Origin of the sequence: Sporichthya brevicatena (assembly GCF_039525035.1) — a bacterium.
In the GTDB taxonomy this organism is placed as follows: domain Bacteria; phylum Actinomycetota; class Actinomycetes; order Sporichthyales; family Sporichthyaceae; genus Sporichthya; species Sporichthya brevicatena.
Window position 1 is genome coordinate 1 of the sequence record NZ_BAAAHE010000024.1, and the last position, 21,071, is coordinate 21,071.

The 21,071-nt window shown below is 72.1% G+C and carries 23 protein-coding genes; 8 read left to right on the top strand and 15 right to left on the bottom strand.

Translation table 11 applies throughout. The annotated features are described in order from the left end of the window. Positions 1-84: 84 nt before the first annotated feature. The 5 genes from ABD401_RS14660 to fabG all read right to left on the bottom strand — a co-directional run bounded on the left by ABD401_RS14660 (position 85) and on the right by fabG (position 3,463). Positions 85-1,134 (bottom strand): alpha/beta hydrolase family protein, encoded by a 1,050-nt coding sequence (locus ABD401_RS14660; RefSeq protein ID WP_344605976.1) that lies wholly within the window; start codon positions 1,132-1,134, stop codon positions 85-87. A gap of 26 nt (positions 1,135-1,160) precedes the next feature. After that, on the bottom strand, positions 1,161-1,664 hold the full coding sequence (locus tag ABD401_RS14665; RefSeq protein ID WP_344605978.1) for a SixA phosphatase family protein: 504 nt from the start codon (positions 1,662-1,664) through the stop codon (positions 1,161-1,163). Beyond that, positions 1,661-1,837, bottom strand: a complete 177-nt coding sequence (locus ABD401_RS14670) for a hypothetical protein (RefSeq protein ID WP_344605980.1) — start codon at positions 1,835-1,837, stop codon at positions 1,661-1,663. Before ABD401_RS14670 ends, ABD401_RS14665 begins: the two co-directional genes overlap by 4 nt. An 86-nt stretch (positions 1,838-1,923) precedes the next feature. Then, the gene (fabI, locus tag ABD401_RS14675) at positions 1,924-2,697 is read right to left on the bottom strand and encodes an enoyl-ACP reductase FabI (protein ID WP_344605982.1); all 774 of its coding nucleotides are present in this window, start codon (positions 2,695-2,697) and stop codon (positions 1,924-1,926) included. A gap of 58 nt (positions 2,698-2,755) precedes the next feature. Next, positions 2,756-3,463, bottom strand: a complete 708-nt coding sequence (gene fabG, locus ABD401_RS14680) for a 3-oxoacyl-[acyl-carrier-protein] reductase (protein WP_344605984.1) — start codon at positions 3,461-3,463, stop codon at positions 2,756-2,758. Between the two features lie 97 nt (positions 3,464-3,560). Between fabG and ABD401_RS14685 the strand changes: the two genes are divergently transcribed. From ABD401_RS14685 to ABD401_RS14700, 4 genes are all read left to right on the top strand, one after another. Next, positions 3,561-4,757: a fibronectin type III domain-containing protein gene (locus ABD401_RS14685; RefSeq protein WP_344605986.1), complete on the top strand. Its 1,197-nt coding sequence runs from the start codon at positions 3,561-3,563 to the stop codon at positions 4,755-4,757. 2 nt (positions 4,758-4,759) lie between these two features. Further along, positions 4,760-6,340 (top strand): S8 family serine peptidase, encoded by a 1,581-nt coding sequence (locus ABD401_RS14690; RefSeq protein WP_344605988.1) that lies wholly within the window; start codon positions 4,760-4,762, stop codon positions 6,338-6,340. A 135-nt stretch (positions 6,341-6,475) separates the two neighbouring features. Then, on the top strand, positions 6,476-7,936 hold the full coding sequence (locus tag ABD401_RS14695) for a TldD/PmbA family protein (RefSeq protein ID WP_344606155.1): 1,461 nt from the start codon (positions 6,476-6,478) through the stop codon (positions 7,934-7,936). Beyond that, positions 7,933-9,333, top strand: coding sequence for a metallopeptidase TldD-related protein (locus ABD401_RS14700; protein ID WP_344605990.1), 1,401 nt, complete (start codon positions 7,933-7,935; stop codon positions 9,331-9,333). The genes ABD401_RS14695 and ABD401_RS14700 overlap by 4 nt, the downstream gene beginning before the upstream one ends. Before the next feature lie 120 nt (positions 9,334-9,453). On the opposite strand, the gene ABD401_RS14705 is transcribed toward ABD401_RS14700, so the two are convergent. The 4 genes from ABD401_RS14705 to ABD401_RS14720 form a co-directional block, all read right to left on the bottom strand. Then, the gene (locus ABD401_RS14705; protein WP_344605992.1) at positions 9,454-9,768 is read right to left on the bottom strand and encodes a hypothetical protein; all 315 of its coding nucleotides are present in this window, start codon (positions 9,766-9,768) and stop codon (positions 9,454-9,456) included. An 89-nt stretch (positions 9,769-9,857) separates the two neighbouring features. Continuing rightward, a complete protein-coding gene (locus ABD401_RS14710; protein ID WP_344605994.1) occupies positions 9,858-10,397 on the bottom strand; it encodes a DUF732 domain-containing protein in 540 nt (179 codons plus the stop codon). A gap of 97 nt (positions 10,398-10,494) precedes the next feature. Continuing rightward, positions 10,495-11,868 carry an MFS transporter gene (locus ABD401_RS14715; RefSeq protein ID WP_344605996.1) on the bottom strand — a complete coding sequence of 458 codons (1,374 nt, stop codon included), beginning with the start codon at positions 11,866-11,868 and terminating at the stop codon, positions 10,495-10,497. A 54-nt stretch (positions 11,869-11,922) separates the two neighbouring features. Next, complete coding sequence (locus ABD401_RS14720; RefSeq protein ID WP_019877359.1) at positions 11,923-12,135, bottom strand: dodecin; 213 nt, start codon at positions 12,133-12,135, stop codon at positions 11,923-11,925. A gap of 115 nt (positions 12,136-12,250) precedes the next feature. Here ABD401_RS14720 and ABD401_RS14725 point away from each other — a divergent pair, with 115 nt between their 5' ends. Further along, positions 12,251-12,568, top strand: a complete 318-nt coding sequence (locus ABD401_RS14725; protein ID WP_344605999.1) for a DUF3099 domain-containing protein — start codon at positions 12,251-12,253, stop codon at positions 12,566-12,568. Positions 12,569-12,742: 174 nt separating this feature from the next. Here ABD401_RS14725 and moaA read toward each other — a convergent pair whose 3' ends face one another. After that, complete coding sequence (gene moaA, locus ABD401_RS14730) at positions 12,743-13,738, bottom strand: GTP 3',8-cyclase MoaA (protein WP_344606001.1); 996 nt, start codon at positions 13,736-13,738, stop codon at positions 12,743-12,745. A 300-nt stretch (positions 13,739-14,038) separates the two neighbouring features. On the opposite strand from moaA, the gene ABD401_RS14735 reads away from it, so the two are divergent. After that, positions 14,039-14,824: an SURF1 family cytochrome oxidase biogenesis protein gene (locus tag ABD401_RS14735; protein WP_344606003.1), complete on the top strand. Its 786-nt coding sequence runs from the start codon at positions 14,039-14,041 to the stop codon at positions 14,822-14,824. On the opposite strand, the gene ABD401_RS14740 is transcribed toward ABD401_RS14735, so the two are convergent. After that, positions 14,792-15,553 carry an SIR2 family NAD-dependent protein deacylase gene (locus ABD401_RS14740; protein WP_344606005.1) on the bottom strand — a complete coding sequence of 254 codons (762 nt, stop codon included), beginning with the start codon at positions 15,551-15,553 and terminating at the stop codon, positions 14,792-14,794. The two genes, ABD401_RS14735 and ABD401_RS14740, sit on opposite strands and share 33 nt — an antisense overlap. Positions 15,554-15,672: 119 nt before the next feature. On the opposite strand from ABD401_RS14740, the gene ABD401_RS14745 reads away from it, so the two are divergent. Further along, positions 15,673-16,434, top strand: coding sequence for an SDR family oxidoreductase (locus ABD401_RS14745; protein WP_344606007.1), 762 nt, complete (start codon positions 15,673-15,675; stop codon positions 16,432-16,434). A 126-nt stretch (positions 16,435-16,560) separates the two neighbouring features. Here the strand turns inward: ABD401_RS14745 and ABD401_RS14750 are convergent, their stop codons facing one another. From ABD401_RS14750 to ABD401_RS14760, 3 genes are all read right to left on the bottom strand, one after another. Beyond that, complete coding sequence (locus ABD401_RS14750; RefSeq protein ID WP_156870147.1) at positions 16,561-17,043, bottom strand: hypothetical protein; 483 nt, start codon at positions 17,041-17,043, stop codon at positions 16,561-16,563. A gap of 168 nt (positions 17,044-17,211) precedes the next feature. Continuing rightward, positions 17,212-19,065: an ABC transporter ATP-binding protein gene (locus ABD401_RS14755; RefSeq protein ID WP_344606011.1), complete on the bottom strand. Its 1,854-nt coding sequence runs from the start codon at positions 19,063-19,065 to the stop codon at positions 17,212-17,214. Positions 19,066-19,295: 230 nt separating this feature from the next. Continuing rightward, complete coding sequence (locus ABD401_RS14760; protein WP_344606013.1) at positions 19,296-20,120, bottom strand: enoyl-CoA hydratase/isomerase family protein; 825 nt, start codon at positions 20,118-20,120, stop codon at positions 19,296-19,298. 156 nt (positions 20,121-20,276) lie between these two features. On the opposite strand from ABD401_RS14760, the gene ABD401_RS14765 reads away from it, so the two are divergent. Then, positions 20,277-20,723 (top strand): hypothetical protein, encoded by a 447-nt coding sequence (locus ABD401_RS14765; RefSeq protein WP_344606014.1) that lies wholly within the window; start codon positions 20,277-20,279, stop codon positions 20,721-20,723. 81 nt (positions 20,724-20,804) lie between these two features. Here ABD401_RS14765 and ABD401_RS25110 read toward each other — a convergent pair whose 3' ends face one another. Further along, the gene (locus tag ABD401_RS25110; protein ID WP_019877375.1) at positions 20,805-21,020 is read right to left on the bottom strand and encodes a helix-turn-helix domain-containing protein; all 216 of its coding nucleotides are present in this window, start codon (positions 21,018-21,020) and stop codon (positions 20,805-20,807) included. Positions 21,021-21,071 lie beyond the last annotated feature (51 nt).

Here is a 21,071-nt window from a genome sequence, read left to right on the forward strand (position 1 = left end):
ACCTCTACCGACTCCTCGAAGCAGGCCCCAACCCGGCTTGACGGGACATAGGAGCGTCACCCCCAGTGGGGCGGACGTGATTTCTCAGGACCGGGGCGAGATGCCCAGGTGCCGGCGGAGGAAGGCGATCGTCCGGTCCATCGACTCCGACCACCGGCTGTAGAAGGTGTGGCTCTCGCCGTCGTAGGTGAGCAGCTCGCTGTCGGCGCCGGCGGCGACCAGGGCCCGTTGGGTGGCGGTGGCCCACCGGTACGGGCAGGTGTCGTCGACGCGGCCGTGGTGGATCAGCAGCGGGTCGGAGACGCGGTCGAAGTACGTCCGCGCCGACAGGCCGGCCCAGAACTCCGGCGCCTGTTCGGGCGTGCCGTACTCGGCGTGGATGCGGTCGGCCTGACTCGGGCGGCTGCGCCGGGTGAAGTGCTCGACGTTCTCGTGGAGCAGGGAGCTGACGGAGGCGTAAATGACGGCGGCCTCGACGAGGTCGGGCCGGACGACGAGCGCGTTCAGCGTCACCCCGCCGCCCATGGACCGCCCGAGCATCGCCATCCTGTCCGCGTCGACGTAGGGCTCCTGCTCGAGGGCGAGGACGGCCGCGATGGTGTCGCGGGTGTAGCCGAGGCGACTCTCGCGATCGAAGTCGTCGACGGGTTCGTCGGAGCCGGCGTGCCCGCGGTAGTCGGTGTGGAGGACGACGAAGCCGGCGCGGGCGAGGCGGTCCTGCTCGCGGGCGAGGCCCTGCCCGGGGCGGTAGACGTCCGGGTCGATGTAGCCGTGGTTGAGCACGATCCCGGGGAACGGCCCCGCGCCCCGGGGGCGCAGCAGCACGCCCGAGATGGTCAGGTCCCCGGCCCGGTAGGTGACCCGGGACCGCGTGTAGGCGTCGGTCCGCGACTCGACCGCGACCGTCCGGATCCGGCTCGCCGGGATCTCCTCCCGCATCAGCGCCGCCAGCGACCGCTCGTCGGTCACCTCCGGCAGCCCGTCCGGGGGGGCGGTCGGAGCTTCCGCGGGGAGGGCGCTCGCGGACGGCGAGCCCGCCGGCCGTGCCGCGGGCCCGTCGCCGTCGCTGCAGGCCGCCAGGGCACTCAGCGCGAGCAGCACCGCTCCGGCGGTCGCGGTGCGCGCGCGGGACATCCGAGGCTCCTGGGCTGACCGGCCGCTCAGCCCCGGGCGACGACGAACTCGACGAGCCGGCCGGAGCCGGTGTCCAGCTGGGACCACGGCACGTCGAACTCCAGCGCGGCGATGCCGGAGGTGGCCAGGTGTTCCCGGGCCTCGCGCAGCAGGTGCTCCGGGCCGCTGCCGGCCAGCGTCTGCACCAGGTAGTACAGGCCGGGGTTGTGCCCGACGAGCAGCACCGTCTGCACGTCGTCGGGGGTCTCCCGGAGCAGGGCGACGAGGTCCTCGAGCTCGGCGTTGTAGACCGCGCGCTCGTACGTGGTCTCGATGCCGTCCTCGAGCTCGGTGGCGGCGAGGACCCAGGTCTCCTTGGCCCGGGTCGCCGTCGAGCAGATCGTGAGGTCCGGGGCGAGCTTCAGCTCGGCGAGGCACCGGCCGGCGGCGATGGCGTCGGCACGGCCCCGTGCGGTCAGCGGGCGTTCATGATCGGTGGTGCTACCCCGCTCGGCCTTTGCGTGCCGGAGCAGGACCAAGCGGCGCTTCATCCGTTCTTCGACCCCCAGATCGACAGCGCGACCAGGACCACGAAGAACACGGCCATCGAGCCGAAGACCAGCGCCAGCTGCCGGCCGCTGCGGGCGGGCAGGGGGTCTCCCGGGTTTCCGAGGCGCGGCGGCAGGGGCGCCGGCCCCGGACTACTACTACCTCCGTCGTCCATGCGACCAGTGTTTCACGACGCCCTGAGAGCGCACCGTCACGACGCCCTCACCTGCTCTTTTCGCCCGTTCGCCGGTCCGTCCCGCGTCAGCCGCCCATCGCGTGGACGCCGCCGTCGACGTGGACGATCTCGCCCGTGGTGGCCGGGAACCAGTCCGAGAGCAGGGCCACGCAGGCCTGGGCGGCCGGGACCGGGTCGTTGAGGTCCCACCCGATGGGGGCCCGCTCGGTCCAGACGTTCTCGAACTCGTCGAACCCGGGGATCGACTTCGCGGCCATCGTGCGGATCGGGCCGGCGGCGACCAGGTTCGAGCGGATGCCCTCGGGGCCGAGGTACTTGGCCAGGTACCGGGAGCACGACTCCAGCCCGGCCTTGGCGATGCCCATCCAGTCGTACTTGGGCCAGGCGACGGTCGCGTCGAAGGTCAGCCCGACGATCGAGCCGCCGGCGGACGGGAACATCGGCTTGGCCGCCATCGCCAGGGCCTTGTACGAGTAGGTCGAGACGTTGACCGCGGTCGCGACGTCCTCCCACGAGGTGTCGAGGAAGTTGCCGCCGAGCGCGGCCTCGGGCGCGAAGCCGATCGAGTGCACCACGCCGTCGAGCCCGTCGAGGCCGGCGCCGCGGACGTTGTCCGGCAGCGCGGCCAGGTGCTCGGGGTTCGTCACGTCGAGCTCGATCACCTCGGCCGGCTTCGGCAGCCGGCCCGCGATCCGGCCGGTCAGGCGCAGTACGCGGCCGTAGGAGGACAGGACGACCTGCGCCCCCTCCTCCTGCGCCAGGCGCGCGACGTGGAAGGCGATCGAGGCGTCGGTGAGCACGCCCGTGACCAGGATCCGCTTGCCGTCGAGCAGCGACATGACTTCCTCTCGTTGATCTGACTGGGCGCCAGAACCTGGCGTGTCCGCGTGTCGGGCGTCAGTGGCCCATGCCGAGGCCGCCGTCGACCGGGATGACCGCCCCGGTGATGTACGAGGCGTCCGGCCCGGCGAGGAAGACGCAGACGCCGGCGATCTCCTCGACCTGGCCGTACCGGGTCAACGGGACCGACGCGAGGATCTCCTTCTGCCGGTCCTCGGTCAGCTCCGCGGTCATCGCCGTCTCGATGAAGCCCGGGGCGACGACGTTCGCGGTGATGTTGCGCGACCCGAGCTCGCGGGCCATCGACCGGGCCATGCCGACCAGGCCGGCCTTCGAGGCCGCGTAGTTGACCTGTCCGGGCGACCCCAGCAGGCCGACGACGGAGGAGATGAAGATGATGCGGCCCTTGCGCTGGCGCAGCATCGACTTCGACGCACGCTTGGCGACCCGGAAGGCGCCCGTCAGGTTGGTGTCGAGGACCGAGGTGAAGTCCTCCTCACTCATCCGGAGCAGGAGCGTGTCCTTGGTGATGCCCGCGTTGGCGACCACGATCTCGACCGGCCCGTGGGCAGCCTCGGCCTCGGCGAAGGCGGCCTCGACGGCGGCGGTGTCGGTGACGTCGCACGTGACCCCGAGGACGCCGTCGGGCAGTTCACCCGAGCGGTACGTGACCGCGACCTTGTCGCCGGCCGCGACGAAGGCTTCGGCGATCGCGCGGCCGATGCCGCGGTTCCCTCCGGTCACCAGTACGGAGCGGTCTGCCACCGTGGGGCTCCTCCCGATCAACGCGCCGGCCGACACGAGACGTCGACACGGCCTGCCGGAACGCTATCGGGCCGCCGGAATGCCCCAGGATGTCCCCATGATCGCTCGTCGTTCCGCTGCCGTGATGGCGACCACACTGGCCATCACCGGACTCGCCCCGCTCGCGGCCGCCCCCACCGCGGCCGCCCCCACCGCGACCACGGCCGCCTGCGGCTCCGTCGTCTCCGCGACGAAGAACGGCGCTGCCCTCGACACGTCCTGGGTCTCGACGATCTGCACCCCGGGCGCGGACGGCGCCGCCGGCGACGTCGGCTGGAACGTCTGGTCCGGCCCGGCCGGTGAAGGCGGCTCCAGCCTGGAGCTCGGCGCCGGCGCCCGCAACGACACCTACGTGATCACGATCGACACCGGGTCGATCGTCCCGCGGGTGACGGACACCAAGGGCACGGGCGTGATCGTCAACCGCACGCCCCCGTCCTCGGGTCACCCCCACTGGCGGGTGCAGATCACCGCCAAGCCGGTCCTGGTGACCGGCGGGTGCGACCAGGGCTCGGTGCCGTGGACCTGCCCGAGCACCCCGACCGACCAGCGCGACGGTTACCTCGGCGGCTGGATCACCGACTACGCGAGCTGGCGGAACAAGGCCCAGCGCAACGCGTTCCTCGGCATGGACTACAGCTCGAACATCGACGCCGGCGCGATCCCGCCGCAGATCGTGAACGACAGCAAGGGTCAGCAGATGATCCTGCTCGAGCTGGCCAACTCGCACTTCCTTCAGGACGGCGCGACGCCGTTCAAGGGCAGCGCGAGCGTCGTGATCCCCAACGCCTTCCTCAAGGAGGTCTACGGGATCGACTCCCCCGGCTCGCTGACGACCGCGGGGCTGAGCCCGGTGATCACCGGGTCGGGCAGCGGCACCGCGAGCGTCGTCGACATCGGCGGTGCGCTGCGCGTGGACCTGACGGACATGACCTTCTCGAAGCGGAACGTCCGGATCCACCGCGGCAAGATCACCCCGACGAAGCCGGGCAAGCTCACGTCGAAGCGCGTGAGCGCGAGCGCGGTCAAGCTCACCTACGCCAAGTCCAAGGCTCGCGGTTCGAAGATCGCGGGCTACACCGCGACCTGCACCGCGAAGACCGGCCGCAAGCACGTCGTCACGGTGAAGGACAAGGCGCCGTCGACGAAGGTGACGGGGCTGAAGGCGCGCACCGCCTACACGTGCAAGGTGTGGGCGCGCTCGAAGGCCGGCAAGGGGGCGACCGCCAAGGTGTCGGTCGCCAAGAAGCCCTAGGCGTGGCACGTCGCGCGGCCGCCGGGGCCGCGGTCCTCACCGGCGCCCTGGTGCTCGCGCTGGTCGGCGCGCCGGCGCCCCACGGCGCGGCGGCCGACGACCCGTGCGCGGTCCAGGCGGCGGACTACGACGGGGACCGGTTCGTCGTCCTGCTCGACGACGACGCGACTCCGGAGGAGGTCGCCGCGGCCGCCGACGAGGCGGCGGCGAAGGGTGCAACCGTGCACTTCCGGTACGAGTACGCGGTCAAGGGGTACGCGGCGACGCTGCCCCCACGCGCCCAGTCGGCGGTGGAGGACGACACGGACGTCGCCGCCGTCGAGCCCGACCTGCCGGTGTGCCTGAGCTCGACTGACGCTCCGTCAGCTCTGGCGGCCACGCAGAACCCGGCGCCGTGGGCACTGGACCGGATCGACCAGCGGAGCCGCTCCCTCGACGGGAGGTACAGCTGGGGCAACGACGGGACCGGCGTCACCGCGTTCGTCATCGACTCCGGCGTGCGGGCGACGCACAGCGAGTTCGCCGGACGGGTGGCGGCGGGCGCCGACTTCACCGGCCTCGGCAGCACCGACGACGTTCTCGGCCACGGCACCCGCGTCGCCGGGCTGCTCGGCGGGCAGACCTGGGGCGCCGCCAAGGGCGTCACCCTCGTGCCGGTCCGGATCTTCGGCTCGACCGCGGCTTCGGCCGTCAGCGTCGTCATCGCCGGGATCAACCACGTCCTGGCGGCCCGCGCGGCCAACCCCGCCGCCCCGATGGTCGCCAACCTCAGCCTCGGGGTGCGCGGGCACGCCCTGGACGCCGCGGTGGCGAACCTGGTCGCGGCCGGGGTGACGACCGTCGTCGCCGCCGGCAACCGCGACGGCGCCGACGCCTGCACCGAGTCCCCCGCCGCGCAGCGGGCCGCGATCACCGTCGCCGCCAGCACCATTAACGACGCCCGGGCGTCGTTCTCGAACGTCGGGTCGTGCGTGGACCTGTTCGCCCCCGGTGACGACCTGGTCTCCAGCTCGCCCGCCACGGACACCTCGGCCGAGGGCAACCTCGACGGCACCTCGTACGCCGCGCCGCTGGTCGCCGGGGTGGCGGCCACCTACCTGCAGGCGAATCCGGGGGCGACCCCGGCACAGGTCGAGTCGCTGCTCACGCGGACCGCGACCCCGGGCGTGATCGCCGACGCCGGGCCCGGCACGCCCAACCGGCTGCTGTTCTCCCCGCTGACCCCACCGCCCGCGCCACCCGCGCCCGCCCCGCGCCCGACGCCGACCCCGCCCAAGGCCCGGGCGTCCAAGCCCGTGCCGCGGTGCCTCGGCCGTCCCGCGACGATCGTCGGCACCGCCGGGCCGGACCGGATTCGCGGGACGAAACGGGCGGACGTGATCGTCGGCCTCGGCGGGGCCGACCGCATCGAGGGCCGCGGCGGCGCGGACCTGATCTGCGGCGGCCGGGGCAACGACATCCTGATCGGTGGCGGCGGGGACGACGTCATCCTCGGCGGGCCCGGCCGTGACCGGATCAAGGGCGGCCGGGGCAACGACCGGTGTCGCGGCGGCGCGGGCCGGGACGTCATCACCGGCTGCTGACCCGCGCGCGTCACCCGCGTCCTTCCCCGGATTCCCGGGCCGTTCCTGCCTAGGGTGGGCGCCGTGACCGCCAACGGATCTCCGCACGCCGCCCGCCGGATCGACGAGGCCTTCCTCGCCCTCCCCGGCCGGGCGATGGCCGCCGCCGCGCTGCAGCGCGCGCAGTCGCTCGGCGCGACCCACGCCGACTTCCGCCTCGAGCGGGTGCGCAACCAGGCGATCCGCCTGCGCGACGCCCGCCTGGAGGCGAGTTCGGACGCCGAGGACGTCGGCTTCGCCGTCCGCGTCGTCGTCGACGGGACGTGGGGCTTCGCCTCCGGCATCGACCTGACGCCGGACGCGGCCGTCCGGGTGGCCGAGCAGGCCGTCGAGGTCGCGCGCATCTGCCGGCCGGTGAACATCGAGCCCGTCGAGCTCGCGCCGGAGCCGGTGTACCCGGACGTGACGTGGGTGTCGGCCTACGAGATCGACCCGTTCACGATCCCCGAGCCGGAGAAGATCGCGCTGCTCGCGGACTGGAGCAACCGGGTCCTGCGCGCCCCCGGGGTCTCGCACGTCGACGCCGAGCTGCTGGCGGTGCTGGAGAACAAGTTCTACGCCGACCTCGCGGGCACCAGCACCACCCAGCAGCGCGTCCGTATCCAGCCGAACGTCAACGCGATCGCGATCGACGCCGAGTCCGGCCGCTTCGAGACGATGGACACGCTCGCCCCGCCCGCCGGCCGGGGCTGGGAGTACACACAGGGCGTGGGCTGGGACTGGGACGCCGAGCTGGCGGCGCTCCCGGGCCTGCTCGCGGAGAAGCTCGCGGCGCCGTCGGTGGAGCCGGGCAACTACGACCTGCTGATCGACCCGACCAACCTGTGGCTGACGATCCACGAGTCGATCGGCCACGCGACCGAGCTCGACCGCGCGCTGGGTTACGAAGCCGCCTACGCCGGGACGTCGTTCGCCACGCCGGACAAGCTGAACACGCTGCAGTACGGCGCGCCGATCATGAACGTCACCGGCGACCGGACCGTCGACCACGGCCTCGCGACCATCGGCTGGGACGACGAGGGCGTCGCGACGCAGTCGTGGCCGATCGTCTCCGACGGTGTCCTGGTCGGGTACCAGCTCGACCGGCGGATCGCCGCCCGTACCGGTCAGTCGCGGTCCAACGGGTGCGCCTTCGCCGACTCCCCCGCGCACACGCCGATCCAGCGGATGGCGAACGTCTCGCTCCAGCCGGCTCCTGACGGTCCGTCAACCCAGGATTTGATCGCCGGTATCGAGCACGGGCTCTACATCGTCGGCGACAAGTCGTGGTCGATCGACATGCAGCGGTACAACTTCCAGTTCACCGGCCAGCGCTTCTTCGCCATCCGGAACGGCAAGCTCGCCGGGCAGGTGCGCGACGTCGCCTACCAGGCGACGACGACCGACTTCTGGGGGTCGATGGCCGCGGTCGGCGGCCCGCAGACCTACCTGCTCGGCGGTGCGTTCAACTGCGGCAAGGGCCAACCCGGTCAAGTCGCCGCCGTCAGCCACGGCTGCCCCGTCGCGCTGTTCCGCGGCGTGCGCGTCCTCAACACCCTCGCGGAGGCCGGTCGATGAGTTCGATGCTGGAGCCCCAGGAGATCGTCGAGCGGGCGCTGGCCGCCTCCACGGCCGACGGCTGCCAGGTGATCGTGTCCGAGGACAGCGACGCGAACCTGCGCTGGGCCGGGAACACCCTGACCACCAACGGCGTCAGCCGCTCCCGCGGCGTCACGGTCATCGCGACGGTGGGGTCCGGGACCGAGACCGCCGTCGGCGTCGTCTCGCGGAGCAACCCCGACGCGGACGCGATTCCCGAGCTCGTCCGCGCCGCCGAGGAGGCCGCGCGCCGCAACGACCCGGCCGAGGACGCGGGTCCGTTGGTGACGCCCGGTCAGGCGCCGACCGTGGCCGACTGGGACGCTCCGCCGGCCGAGACGGCGATCGGGGTCTTCTCCGACCTGGCCGCCGGGCTCGGGGCCGCGTTCGAGCGGGCACGTACCGCGGACCGCCTGCTGTTCGGGTTCGCGTCGCACAACCTGAGCACCACCTACCTCGGCACGTCGACCGGCCTGCGTCTGCGGCACGTCCAGCCGACGGGCAAGGTCGAGATCAACGGCAAGAGCGCCGACTACGCGCGCTCGGCCTGGGCCGGCGTCGCGACGCCGGACTTCGTCGGCGTCGACGTCGACGCCCTGGACTCAGAACTGACGGAGCGTCTGGGCTGGGCCGCCAACCGGATCGCGCTGGACGCGGGGACCTACGAGACGATCCTGCCCCCGTCGGCCGTCGCGGACCTGATGATCTACGCCTACTGGACCGCCGCCGGCCGCGACGCCGCGGAGGGACGCACCGTCTACTCCGCCCCCGGTGGCGGGACCCGCGTCGGCGAGCGACTCAGCGACGCGAAGCTGACCCTGCGCAGCGACCCGGCGGCCCCGGGTCTGGAGTGCTGCCCGTTCGTCGTCGCCTCGTCGTCGTCGAGCATGTCGTCGGTGTTCGACAACGGCCTCGCGACGGGCGCCACCGACTGGGTCCGCGGCGGGGAACTGACGAACCTCATCCACACCCGCCACACCGCGGCCAAGACCGGTGGCAACGTCACGCCGCCGCTGGACAACCTCATCCTCGAGGCCGAGACCCCCGGTCCGACGCTCGCGGAGATGATCGCGAACACCGAGCGGGCCCTGCTGCTGACGTGCCTGTGGTACATCCGCGAGGTCGACGCCCAGACGCTCCTGCTCACGGGTCTGACCCGCGACGGGGTCTACCTGGTCGAGAACGGCGCCGTCGTCGGGGCGGTGAACAACTTCCGGTTCAACGTCTCCCCCGTCGACCTGCTGGCGCGGATGACCGAGATCGGCCCCACCGCCCCCTGCCTCCCCCGCGAGTGGAGCGACTACTTCACCCGCGCCGCGATGCCCCCCGTCCGCGTCGACAAGTTCCTGATGAGCTCGGTCTCCCAGGCCTCCTGACGTCCGCTGTCAAGAAAGGGTGACACCCCTTACTGCGCAGTAAGGGGTGTCACCCCTTCTTTTCCACAGGCCGCCGTCGAACCGGCTGTCACCACCACCACGGGGGCGGGAGGGGTCGGGTCAGCGGGGGATGTGGAGGATCGCGGCGGTGGGGGTGATCCAGAGCTCTTCGCCGCGGAGCTCAGCGGTGCCGTCGACGATCAGGGCGTGCCGGGACGGGTCGGGGTTCGGGTAGAGCAGGGCGACGACCTTGCCGTCGGCGGCCTTGCGCGTGCCCTCGCCGGCCTTGTCGACGACGAGCATCGGGCCCGGTTCGACGCGGGGGCGCTGGGCGAGGAAGCGCGGCTGGCCCGCGGCGGAGACGCTGACGAGGAACGCCAGGTCGTAGCGGGCGATGGTGTCGGGCAGATCGGGGATCTCGACGACGACGCTCATGGCGTCAGCGTAGAAGCCGGACCGAACGCGACGCGCCCGCCTCCCGGCGGGCGGGGCGGGCGCGTCGGCCGCTCGGAGAACCGGTGTGCTTACCGGAAGTTCTTGGCGTAGCCCGGGCAGTAGAGCGACGCGGCGCCGAGCAGGAACGCCTTGCTCTGCGGACGGGTGAACCCGCCGCCGGCGGCGACCTCGGCGACCATCTTGCTCGGCGCGACGCCGTTGCCGAGGAACTGGCAGGCCTGCGACGCGGCGGTCGCCGGGGCGCTGGCCGCAGTCACCTTGATGCCGACCTTGTTCAGGTACTTCACGAGCGCGGCGCGCTTGGCGTTGGCGCTCATCCCGGTCGGCTTCGGCAGCGCGTCGGCGGCCTTCGCGACCTTCTCCGAGTACGTCAGCGGCTTCGGCTTCGCGGGCGCCGGCTTGGCGCCCTTGTCCGCGGACTGCGAGGCCGGGGTCCCGGCGAGCGGGTCCGTGCCGCCGTTGTTGCCGAACGCCAGGTAGAGGCCCGCGACGAGAGCGGTCACCACGACGCTGAGCAGGACGACGCGCGCGACGGTCTTCCCGAACGGCTCCTTCTCGGCGAGCTCGGTCTCGGGCGCGTACTCGTCGTGTTCCAGCATCAGACTCATGGGGTCCCCCTCCGTACCCAGGTGTCAGAGCTCCGACGCCGTGGCGGCGCCGACGGATCCCTCGATCTGCGAAAAACCTGAGACCGTCGACGGAGCGTCACTCCGACGGCGCAGTCCGTGATCGGACCGTCGCGATCGTCAGGCTGATCATGAGACCGACTCCGATCAGCGCCCCGATCCCGAAGACCCATCGGAAGGCCTCGTCCGTCGCCAGCCCGTCGACGGTGTGGGCCGCGATCAGCGCGCCCACCATGGCGGACGCGATCGAGCCCCCGACCTGCCGCAGGACGGCGTTGGCGGCGATCGAGCTCCCGAGCTGGTCCCCCGGCACGGCGCCGAGCAGCAGCAGCGGCATCGTGCTGAGCGCGACGCCGACGCCGACCCCGAGCACGAGCAGCCCGAGCAGCAGTTGCCACGTCTCGCCGTGCCAGACGCAGAGCCCGCTGTTCGCGACCACGACGGCGACCGCCCCGACCACGAGCACCGCGCGGGGCCCGAGCCGCCGGGACAGCCACACCCCGAGTCGGCTGGAGAGCTGGCTGCCGATCGACAGGGGCAGGATCACGAACCCCGCGCCGAACGCGGTCAGGTGCGGCCCGTAGTCCGCCCCCGCGGGGGTCTGGGCGAGCGTCCCGGTCGCGGCGAACGAGCCGAACATCGCGAGCCAGAAGCACAGCGCGGACAGCTGCGCGAGCCGGACGTCCGGCCGCCGCAGAAGGTCGAGGCGGATCAGCGGCGCCGGCGCGCGCACCTCCCAGCGCACCCAGAGCGCGAGCACCGCGACGCTGACCGCGAGGAGACCGAGCGTCGCCGGTGAGTCCCAGCCCCACCGCGGGGACTCGGCCAGCGCGAGCAGCCCCGCACCCAGCCCGACGCCGAGCAGCACCGCGCCGCCGACGTCGAACGGCTCGGCCGCCGCGCCGGGACGCAGCGATGGGCTCGGCGGCACGACGAACGGGACGACGAGCAGCGCGCTGCCCGCGAAGGCGACGGCGATCCAGAACGCGACGCGGTAGTCGCCGTACTCGGCGACGGCGCCGGTGACCGGGTAACCGAGGCCGATGCCCGTGACCGCGGTGACGGACAGCGCGGCGATCCCGGACTGCAGGCGCTCGACGGGAAGGTGCCGACGCGCCAGGGACATCGTCACCGGGACGATGCCGAAGGTGATGCCCTGCAGGGCGCGACCGACCAGGAGCACGGCGAACTCGGTCGCGGTCGCGGCCAGCACCGAACCGACCGCGACGACGCCGAGCGCACCGAGCAGCACCTTGCGCGGGTCGCCGCGGTCGGCGAGGCGGCCGAGGACCGGCGTCGAGATGGCGGCGGTGAAGGACGAGACCGTCAGCACCCACTGGCCGGCGGCCAGGGAGACGCCCTGGTCCGCCGCGAGCGTCGGGATCAGGAGCACACCCAACGAGCTGATCACCGCGGTGCAGAGACCGCAGTAGATCAGGACCGGCAGCAGCAAGCTAACGAACCGTCAGCGGAACGTCGGGACCTGCTCTGCCCGGGGCGCGGCCGATCACGGGTCCTCGAGGCGGAAGCCGAGCTTCATGCCCACCTGGTAATGGTCGAGCTGCCCGTCCCGGATGTACCCGCGGATCTCCGTCACTTCGAACCAGTCGACGTGGCGCAGGGTCAGACTGGCCCGGGCGATCGCACCGCGGATGGCCTGCTCGATGCTGTCGGGCGAGGTGCCCACCATCTCGGTGACGCGGTACGTGCGGTCGGCCATCGTTCTCTCCCGTTTCTGCCGTCTTCCGGGGGCATCGTCTCGCAGTCTGTGCCGTTCGGCGCACAGCGGGACCCCGGCGGCGTGGTTCGACCGGGTCCGGACGTACCGTGAGCACGTGTCGCGTTACCGCCGGAAGCAGGCGCAGGAGGTCTTCGAGGTCTCCGGCGTGCGGTCGAGTCTGACCGACGACGTCCGGACACGGACCCGCAAGTACGCCATCTCGATGGGCATCCGCACCGTCTGCTTCCTCGGCGCGATCGTGACGGAGGGTCTGCTGCGGTGGTCGCTGTTCGTCGGCGCGATCGTGCTCCCCTACATCGCCGTCGTGATCGCGAACGGCGGACGCGAGCCCACGCGGCACAACCCGCCCCCTGCGGTGCAATTGCCCCTTCGGACCCAATTGCCACCCGCGCAACGCGAGGACCGCTCGTGACTTTGGGCAAACGCCCAGCTGAGCCCGCTAAACGCGTGTAATACTCGCGTCACGCCCGTTGAACGACAGCTCGTTCCGGGCCCCCGGAACGCGAACCGGGGCGGCTTCCCCCGTGGCCGCCCCGGTTCGCTCGTTTCCGGGGCCGGCCCCGGAGGTCCGGCCGGGTGCCGGTGATCAGCCGCCGATCGCCGACATGGGGCGGTCGGGCTGCAGGAACGTCGGGTCGTCGATGCCGTGCCCGGCCTTCTTGCCGCGCATGGCGACCTGCCACCGGACCGCGAGTTCGGCGTCGGAGGCGCCGGCGCGCATGGCGTCCCGCAGGTTCGACTCCTCGCGGGCGAACAGGCAGTTGCGGACCTGACCGTCGGCCGTGAGGCGGACGCGGTCGCAGTCCCCGCAGAAGGGCCGGGTGACGCTGGCGATGATGCCGACGGTCGCCGGGCCACCGTCGACGAACCAGCGCTCGGCCGGGGCGGACCCGCGGATGCTGGAGGGCTCCGGCGTCAGCGTGAAGCGCCGCTGCAGCTTCTCCAGGATCTCGTCGGCGGTGATCATGTCGGCGCGGTTCCAGCCGTGCTGGGCGTCGAGCGGCATCTGCTCGATGAAGCGCAGTTCGTAACCGCGGTCGAGGCAGAACTGCAGCAGGTCCTCGGGGTGGGCGTCGTTCTGGCCACGCATGAGGACGGCGTTCACCTTGACCGGCACCAGGCCGGCGTCGCGAGCCGCCGCCAGGCCGCGCTCGACGTCGTGCCAGCGGTCGCGGCGGGTCAGCTTGTGGAACAGCTCGGGGTCGACGGTGTCGAGCGAGATGTTCACCCGGTCCAGGCCGGCGTCCTTGAGCGGCTGCGCGAGGCGCTCCATGCCCAGGCCGTTGCTGGTCACCGACATCTTGGGGCGCGGCGTCAGCTTCGCGACCTCGGAGACGATGCCGACGAAGCCGTTGCGCACCAGCGGCTCGCCGCCGGTGAAACGGACCTCCTCGACGCCGAGCTTGGTGACGGCGATGCGGATGAGCCGGACGATTTCCTCGTCGGTGAGCAGCTGCGGCTTGGGCAGCCAGTCGAGGCCTTCGGCCGGCATGCAGTAGGTGCACCGCAGATTGCACTTGTCCGTCAGGGACACGCGCAGATCCGTGGCCACACGGCCGTAGGTGTCTGCCAGCTTGAGCAAGAGGACTCCCAGCGATTGATCCGGGCGGGGACCAGTCGTTTCAGAGTAGTCCGGACCGGACTACCGGACAGCCTTTTCGTCCGGCTGACCTGCGGGAACGGGGTCCGAGGTGTCCGATATGCCAGGATCGTCGCTGGCATCTGCGATCCAGAGTACGAACTTGCGCTCGCATTTCCCAACCCGCTGCGCGCGGGCGGTGTGGTGCTTGGTCGTCGGGCCAAAGTTTGCGGGAGCGCCCCGCCGACCCCCGCCGAAAGATGACCCCGCAGCCGCCGCGGGGCCGCTGGCTACGGTGAGGCGGTGTCGCGCACCGGGTACCGCTTCCTGCTGACGCCGCGCTGGATCGCGCTGGCGCTCGTCGCGGCGTTGACCGTGCCCGGCTGCCTGTTCCTCGCCGGCTGGCAGTTCGGCCGCCTCCACGACGCCGAGCGGCAGAACTCGCTGGTGCGGGACAACGCCGAGGCGGCCCCGGTGCCCGTCGGGGAGATCTCCCCGGTCGGGTCGACCGTCCGTTCCGAGGACGAGTACCGCGCCGTGATCGTGACCGGCCGCTACGACGTCGAGCACCAGCTCTACGTCCGCAACCGCCCGCGCGACGGCCGGCAGGGCTTTCACGTCCTCACCCCGGTGGTGACCTCCGCCGGGCCGGCCGCGCTCGTGGACCGCGGCTGGATCGCCGCGCCGGTGAACGGGGAGCCGACGCCGCCGGAGACGCCGACGGGCACGGTGACGGTCACCGGGTACCTGCGGCCCAGCGAGTCCCCCAAGCCGGCGGACGACCTCCCCGCCGCGCAGGTGCTGCGCATCGACACCGCGGGCATCGCGGCGGCGCTCCCTTATCCGCTCTACGGCGGCTACCTGCAGCTCGCGACGCAGAAGCCCCCGGTGCCGATCGTCGCGAACCGGTACTCCCCCGACCCGGGCGAGCTGCCCGGGACGAGCAGCGAGCTGCTGCACCGGTCCTACGGCTGGCAGTGGTACGTCTTCGCGATGATCGGGCCGATCGGCTTCGTCCTGCTCGCCCGCCGCGAGGCCGCGGACCTGCGCGCCGACTCAGCCCGCCAGGAGCGCGGGCAGCACGTCTGAGATCTCCTCGCGCAGCACGGCGGAGGCGATCCCGTCGTAGGGCGTGGGCTCGCCGTTGACGACGACGAGCCGGGCGCCGCGCGACACCGCCAGCTCGCACAGCCCGGCGGCCGGCTGGACCTGCAGCGAGGTGCCGACCGCGAGGAAGAGGTCGCAGTCGGCCGCGGCGCGGACCGCCGCGTCGAGGACGTCGGCGCGCAGCGCCTGCCCGAACGAGATCGTCGCGGCCTTCTGGATCCCGCCGCAGATCTCGCACGCCGGGTCCGGTTCGCCGGCCGCCACGCGCGCCAGCGCCGCCTCCATCGTGGTCTGCGCGTTGCAGGTCAGGCACTCGACGCCGAACAGCGTGCCGTGGAGCTCGAGGACCTTCGCCGGGTCCGAGCCGGCCCGCTGGTGGAGGCCGTCGATGTTCTGGGTCAGCAGCGCCCGCAGGCGCCCGGAACGTTCGAGGTCGACCAGCGCCCGGTGGGCGGCGTTCGGCTGCGCGGTCCAGGCCGGGTGGTCGCGCCGGTTGATCCAGGCCTTCACCCGCAGGGCGGGGTCGCGCACGTACTCGTCGAGGGAGAACATCCGCTGCGCGTCCGGGTTCAACGTCCACACGCCCCGGGGGCCCCGGAAGTCGGGGATCCCGGACGCGGTCGACACCCCCGCCCCGCTCAGGACGGTGATCCGCTCCGCAGCCTGGAACCAGCCGCGCACGGTGCCGGCGTCGATCGTCTCTGGCGTCACGGGCCGACCTTAACGCGATCCGAAACGTGATCACTCTTCGTGATGTTGATCTTGGTTGCGAGCGGCACCACGTCCCCGCCGGGTCGTGTGTGGCTGGTGTGGTCGGGCAGGATGCGGCCATGGACCTGGGCTTGGAGGGGCGCGTGTACCTCGTCACCGGCGGCAGCCGGGGGCTCGGTTTCGCGACGGCGACGGTGCTCGTGTCCGAAGGCGCGCGGGTCGTGCTGGCCGCCCGCGACGAGGCGTCGGTGACGGAGGCCGCGCACAAGCTCGGCCCCGACGTGGCCGTGGGCCTGGCGGAGGACCTCGGCAAGCCGGGCACCGCGGAGCGCCTGGTCGCCGCGGCGAACGCCCGGTTCGGGCAGCTCGACGGCGCGCTGATCAGCGTCGGCGGCCCGCCACCGGGATCGGCGATGGACACCACCGACGAGCAGTGGCGGACCGGCTTCGAGTCGGTCTTCCTCGGCGCGGTCCGGACCGCGCGCGCCACCGCGAACGGCCTCGGCGACGGCGGCTCGATCTGCTTCGTGCTCTCGACCTCGGTCCGGGCCCCGATCCCCGGCCTCGCGGTGTCCAACGGCTTGCGACCGGGGCTGGGCATGGTCGCGAAGACCATGGCCGACGAGCTCGGCCCCCGCGGCGTGCGCGTGAACGCGCTGCTGCCGGGCCGCATCGCGACCGACCGGATCCGCGAGCTCGACGCCCTCGCCGGCGTCGACCCGGAGGAGAGCCGCGCACGCCACAGCGCCGCCATCCCGCTCCGCCGTTACGGCGAACCGATGGAGTTCGGCCGGGCGGCCGCGTTCCTGCTCAGCCCGGCCGCGTCCTACCTGACCGGCGTCATGCTGCCGGTCGACGGCGGAGCCCTGCGCTCGCTGTAGTTCCGCTGCAGCCGCGCTCGCGGCCGCCGCTCACCCGTCCGGGTGACAGCGCTCCGTAACGGTCTGTCGTCAGCTGCTGGACGTGAGCGCTTTTCCGGGGGTTGTCGGGGGCGGAGCCCCCGACTGTCAGGACTGCACGAGGGCACGCAGCGGGACGGCCGGAGTGCCGCAGCGCTGGGCCTGCGCCAGGATGTTGGCGTCGTTCTCGTAGTGCCCGGTCAGCACGAGCAGGTCGGCGGCGCGGACCTCGGCGTCGGTCGGCAGACCGGCGGAGGCGGGCTCGTCGAACTCGGTCGGGGCGATGTCCTCGAGGACGACGACGATGCCGGCGGCCCACATCGCCTCGACGGCGGAGACCCACTGCAGGTCGTTCTCCAGGCCCACGACGTGGACCTTGATGCGCCGGAAGATCGAGCCGTAGATGACGGCGGCGACGCGCTCGGCGTCGCGGACGCCGGCGTAGACCAGACGGGCGGCGCGCAGCTCACGGGAGGCGTCGGTCTCCTCGGAGAGCCGGGATCGGCTCCACGACGGATCGGGTGCCTCACCCTCGGTCGAGAACGCCTCCCACGGCGACCCGGCCCCGTACTCGCGCTCGAACTCCGACATCGTCTCCCCCATGGCGTTGCATTTCCCGTTCGGGACCAGCGCCGGCCCGATCGGTCATGCGCTATGACGCAGGGGGGTTCCGTGCGGACTCCGGAAGCCGCGAAACCATACGTTCGGATGATCTTTCGTTGAGCCGTTCGAGACGGCACACCTCGCAAACCGGACGAATCAGGCCGGTGCGAACTGGGTCCGGTACAGCTCCGCGTAGAGGGCGTCGGCGGCCAGCAGGTCGCGGTGGCGGCCCCGCTCGACGATGCGGCCGGCCTCGATGACGAGGATCTGGTCGGCGGCGCGGATGGTGGAGAGCCGGTGCGCGATGACGATCGACGTGCGGCCGGCCAGCGCGTTGCCGAGCGCGCGCTGGACCGCCGCCTCGGACTCGCTGTCCAGGTGCGCGGTCGCCTCGTCGAGCACGACGACCGAGGGCGCCTTGATCATGAGGCGCGCGAGCGCCAGGCGCTGTTTCTCCCCACCGGAGAGCCGGTAGCCCCGGTCCCCGACGACGGTGTCGAGGCCGCGCGGCAGGGACTCGATCAGGTCGAGGATCTGCGCGTCGCGGCAGGCGGCGAGCATCTCCTCCTCGGTCACGCCGGGCCGCGCGTAGCGCAGGTTGTTCCGGATCGTGTCGTGGAACAGGTGCGCGTCCTGGGTGACGACCCCCACCGTCGCGTGCAGTGAGGCGGTGGTGACGTCGCGTACGTCCGTCTCGCCGATGCGGACGCTGCCCGAGGTCACGTCGTACAGCCGGGCGACCAGGTGCGAGATCGTCGTCTTCCCGGCGCCGGACGGCCCGACGAGCGCGACGAGCTGCCCGGGTTCGGCGCGGAACGAGACGTCGAACAGGACCTGCTCCGACGGGCCCCGCTCGCGGATGGCGATCGCTTCCAGCGACGCCAGTGACACCTCGTCAGCTGACGGGTAGCGGAAGTTCACCGCGTCGAACTCGACGGCGACCGGGCCGGCGGGAATCTGCTTCGCGTCCGGCTTCTCGTCGATCGAGGGCTGCAGGTCGAGGACCTCGAAGACCCGGTCGAAGGAGACCAGCGCCGACGCGACGTCGACGCGCACGTTCGCGAGCGCGGTCAGCGGGCCGTAGAGCCGGCTCAGCAGTGCGGTCAGCGCGAGCAGCGTCCCGACCGACAGGTCGCCGGAGATCGCGAGGTTGCCGCCGACGCCGTAGACGACCGCGGTCGCGAGCGAGGTGACGAGCACCATCGAGGCGAAGAAGAACCGGTTCGCCATCGCGATGCGGATGCCGATCTGCCGGACCTCCCCCGCCGCTGCGTTGAACCGCTCGGACTCCTCGTCCGGCCGCCCGAACAGCTTCACGAGCAGCGCGCCGGAGACGTTGAACCGCTCCGCCATCGTCGTGTTCATGTCGGCGTTGTGGTCCATCGACTCACGCGTGAGCTGCTGGAGCCGTCGGCCCACGTACTTCGCCGGGATCACGAACACCGGCAGCATCACCAGCGCGAGCAGCGTCACCTGCCAGGAGAGGTAGAGCATCGCGATGCTCACCATCACCAGGCTGACCGAGTTCGCCACGACCCCCGACAGCGTCGACGTGAACGCGGTCTGCGCCCCGAGCACGTCGCTGTTCAGCCGGGAGATCAGCGCCCCGGTCTGCGTCCGGGTGAAGAAGGCCACCGGCATCCGCTGCACGTGGGCGTAGACCGTCGTCCGGAGGTCGTAGATCAGACCCTCACCGATCCGCGCCGAGTACCACCGCTGCAGCAGCGTCAGGATCGCGTCCGCCACCGCGATCCCGGCGACGACGAACGCGAACGTCGTGACCACACCCCGGTCCCCCGGGATCACGCCGTCGTCGATGATCTTCTTCAGCAGCAGCGGCGTCGCGACGATCAGCATCGAGTCGAGCACGACGAGCGCGACGAACCAGCTGATCCAGCCCCGGTAGGGCCGCGCGTAGGTCAGGATCCGCCGCGCCGTCCCCCGGGCCGCCTTCCCGGGCTTGACCTTCGTGTAGGCCCGGTACGTCGACCACGGGGATTGGTAGGTCACGGTGCTCCTGGTGTTCCGGTACTGCTCTGCCCATCGAGATTAGACGGCGCCCCGCCACCGTGCCGGTTCGCTCGCCCCGCCCCTGCACTGGAGATGACATCTCTTGTGCACATGCACTGAAGATGTCATCTCCAGTGCACTGAACCGGCGTCAGACCTGGGGCGGCGCAGGGCGATCCGCCCCGACAGCAGACGTGTCAGCCCACTGGAGATGACATCTCCAACGAGAGGTCAGGCGCCGCTGATCCGGTTCGCCATGCCGCGCAGCAGGGAGACCTGGGTCTCGCGCTCGGCGCGGGCCTGCTCGTACACGTCGCGGCGTTCGGCGGCGAGGAGGAGCTCCTTCACCTTGACCCCCGGGGCGGGGACGGTGGCGAGCAGGGCCGAGACGAGGGCGGCGGTCGCGGACTCGAGCTCGGCGACGGGGACGACCTGCTGGGCGATGCCGAGCCGACCGGCCTCCTCGGCGTCGATCCACCGGGAGGTGGCGCAGATCTCCAGGGCGCGGGAGTAGCCGACGCGATCGACCAGCGGCTTGGTGCCGGTCAGGTCGGGAACGAGGCCGAGCGCGTTCTCCTTCATGCAGAACTTGGCGTCGTCGGCGGCGACCATCAGGTCGGCGGAGAGCGCGAGCTGGAAACCGCCGCCGACGGCGGCGCCCTGAACGGATGCGATCGTGATCCAGCGGGGGTCGCGCATCCAGAGGAAGCCCTGCTGCCAGATGCCGACCTGGTCAGCGATGCCCTGGTCGTCGAGCGGGGTCATGATCGACCCCATCGAGCCCTCGCCGGGGACGCCCTCGGGGCTGGCGAGGCGCAGGTCCAGACCCGCGCAGAACGTGGGGCCGTCGCCGCGGATCACGACGACGCGGACGTCGGCGGGCAGCAACTCCGGCACCGCGGCGAGGGCGAGCCACATCGTCGGGGTCATCGCGTTGCGCCGGTCGGCGCGGTCGAGGACCACCGTCGCAACAGCCCCGTCCACCTCGAGGCGGATCCCACCGGCGGCGAGGGCGTCGGACTGCACCGGATTCCCGGCGGACGTAGCAGAGGTCATGGCCGAACCCTACGAGACACGCGCGCCCCTTCGACCGATGGCCGCTGGTCCGAAGGGCCCGATTCCGACGCCGGCGGGAACGGACCGGGGCGAGTGGGGCTCGAAGCGCACAGGAGCCCCGCCCCGGGGCCCACGACGAGATCAGACGGGGGAACCTTGAGCACCGAGCAGCACACCCAGAACACGTCCGGGAACACGTCCGGAGCCGTCCGGTTGTCGGTCCTGAACCGCCAGCAGCAGATCGCCGCGGTCAGCATGGGGGTCGTCGCGATCGCGGCGTTCCTGCCCTGGGTCTCCGTGTTCGGCCTGAGCGTGGCCGGCATCGAGGGCGACGGGAAGCTCACGCTCCTCGCCGCGTTCGCCGGGCTGGCCGCCCTCGCCTTCGGCACCGACGTGATCGGGCGGCGCAAGCTTCCGCAGCCCGCGTACGTCGCCGTCTCCGGGATCGCGGGCGCCGTCGTGGCGATCGTCGCGATCGCCGACATGAACGAGTTCGCCGCGTTCGGTCTCTACCTCACCCTGTTCGGCGGCGTGGCGTGGGTCGCCGCCCTCGGGTGGGAGTTCCTCGAAGGTCGCAAGGCCGGCTCCGCCGACGCGGTCTGAGGAATCCCACCCGGGAACGAACGGAGCCGGCTGGGCGCTCGCGCGCTCAGCCGGCTCAGTTCGTTCGGAGCTGGCCTCAGGTCAGGCCTTGACCTTGCCCCGGGTGGCGCCGCCGCGGCCGCGGAGGGTGACACCCGACTCCGTCAGCATGCGGTGGACGAACCCGTAGGAACGTCCGGTCTCCTCGGCGAGGGAACGGATGCTCCGCCCCTGGCCGTACTTCTTCTTCAGGTCCGCGGCAAGACGCTCTCGCGCGGTGCCGGTGACCCGGCTGCCCTTCCGCAGGGTTTCGGCCACGTGGTGCCTCCGATCGAACTGTCGCTCATACGCGAACCGGTCTGGTGACCC

Bases quoted from the DNA above. Each gene is read 5' to 3' on its own strand.
- ABD401_RS14745 (WP_344606007.1), top strand. From the start codon at position 15,673: ATGGACCTGGGCTTGGAGGGGCGCGTGTACCTCGTCACCGGCGGCAGC.
- ABD401_RS14710 (WP_344605994.1), bottom strand. From the start codon at position 10,397: ATGAGTCTGATGCTGGAACACGACGAGTACGCGCCCGAGACCGAGCTC.
- ABD401_RS14660 (WP_344605976.1), bottom strand. From the start codon at position 1,134: ATGTCCCGCGCGCGCACCGCGACCGCCGGAGCGGTGCTGCTCGCGCTG.
- ABD401_RS14685 (WP_344605986.1), top strand. From the start codon at position 3,561: ATGATCGCTCGTCGTTCCGCTGCCGTGATGGCGACCACACTGGCCATC.
- ABD401_RS14705 (WP_344605992.1), bottom strand. From the start codon at position 9,768: ATGAGCGTCGTCGTCGAGATCCCCGATCTGCCCGACACCATCGCCCGC.
- ABD401_RS14720 (WP_019877359.1), bottom strand. From the start codon at position 12,135: ATGGCCGACCGCACGTACCGCGTCACCGAGATGGTGGGCACCTCGCCC.
- ABD401_RS14760 (WP_344606013.1), bottom strand. From the start codon at position 20,120: ATGACCTCTGCTACGTCCGCCGGGAATCCGGTGCAGTCCGACGCCCTC.
- ABD401_RS14700 (WP_344605990.1), top strand. From the start codon at position 7,933: ATGAGTTCGATGCTGGAGCCCCAGGAGATCGTCGAGCGGGCGCTGGCC.
- ABD401_RS14670 (WP_344605980.1), bottom strand. From the start codon at position 1,837: ATGGACGACGGAGGTAGTAGTAGTCCGGGGCCGGCGCCCCTGCCGCCG.
- ABD401_RS14665 (WP_344605978.1), bottom strand. From the start codon at position 1,664: ATGAAGCGCCGCTTGGTCCTGCTCCGGCACGCAAAGGCCGAGCGGGGT.
- ABD401_RS14695 (WP_344606155.1), top strand. From the start codon at position 6,476: ATGGCCGCCGCCGCGCTGCAGCGCGCGCAGTCGCTCGGCGCGACCCAC.
- fabI (WP_344605982.1), bottom strand. From the start codon at position 2,697: ATGTCGCTGCTCGACGGCAAGCGGATCCTGGTCACGGGCGTGCTCACC.
- ABD401_RS14750 (WP_156870147.1), bottom strand. From the start codon at position 17,043: ATGTCGGAGTTCGAGCGCGAGTACGGGGCCGGGTCGCCGTGGGAGGCG.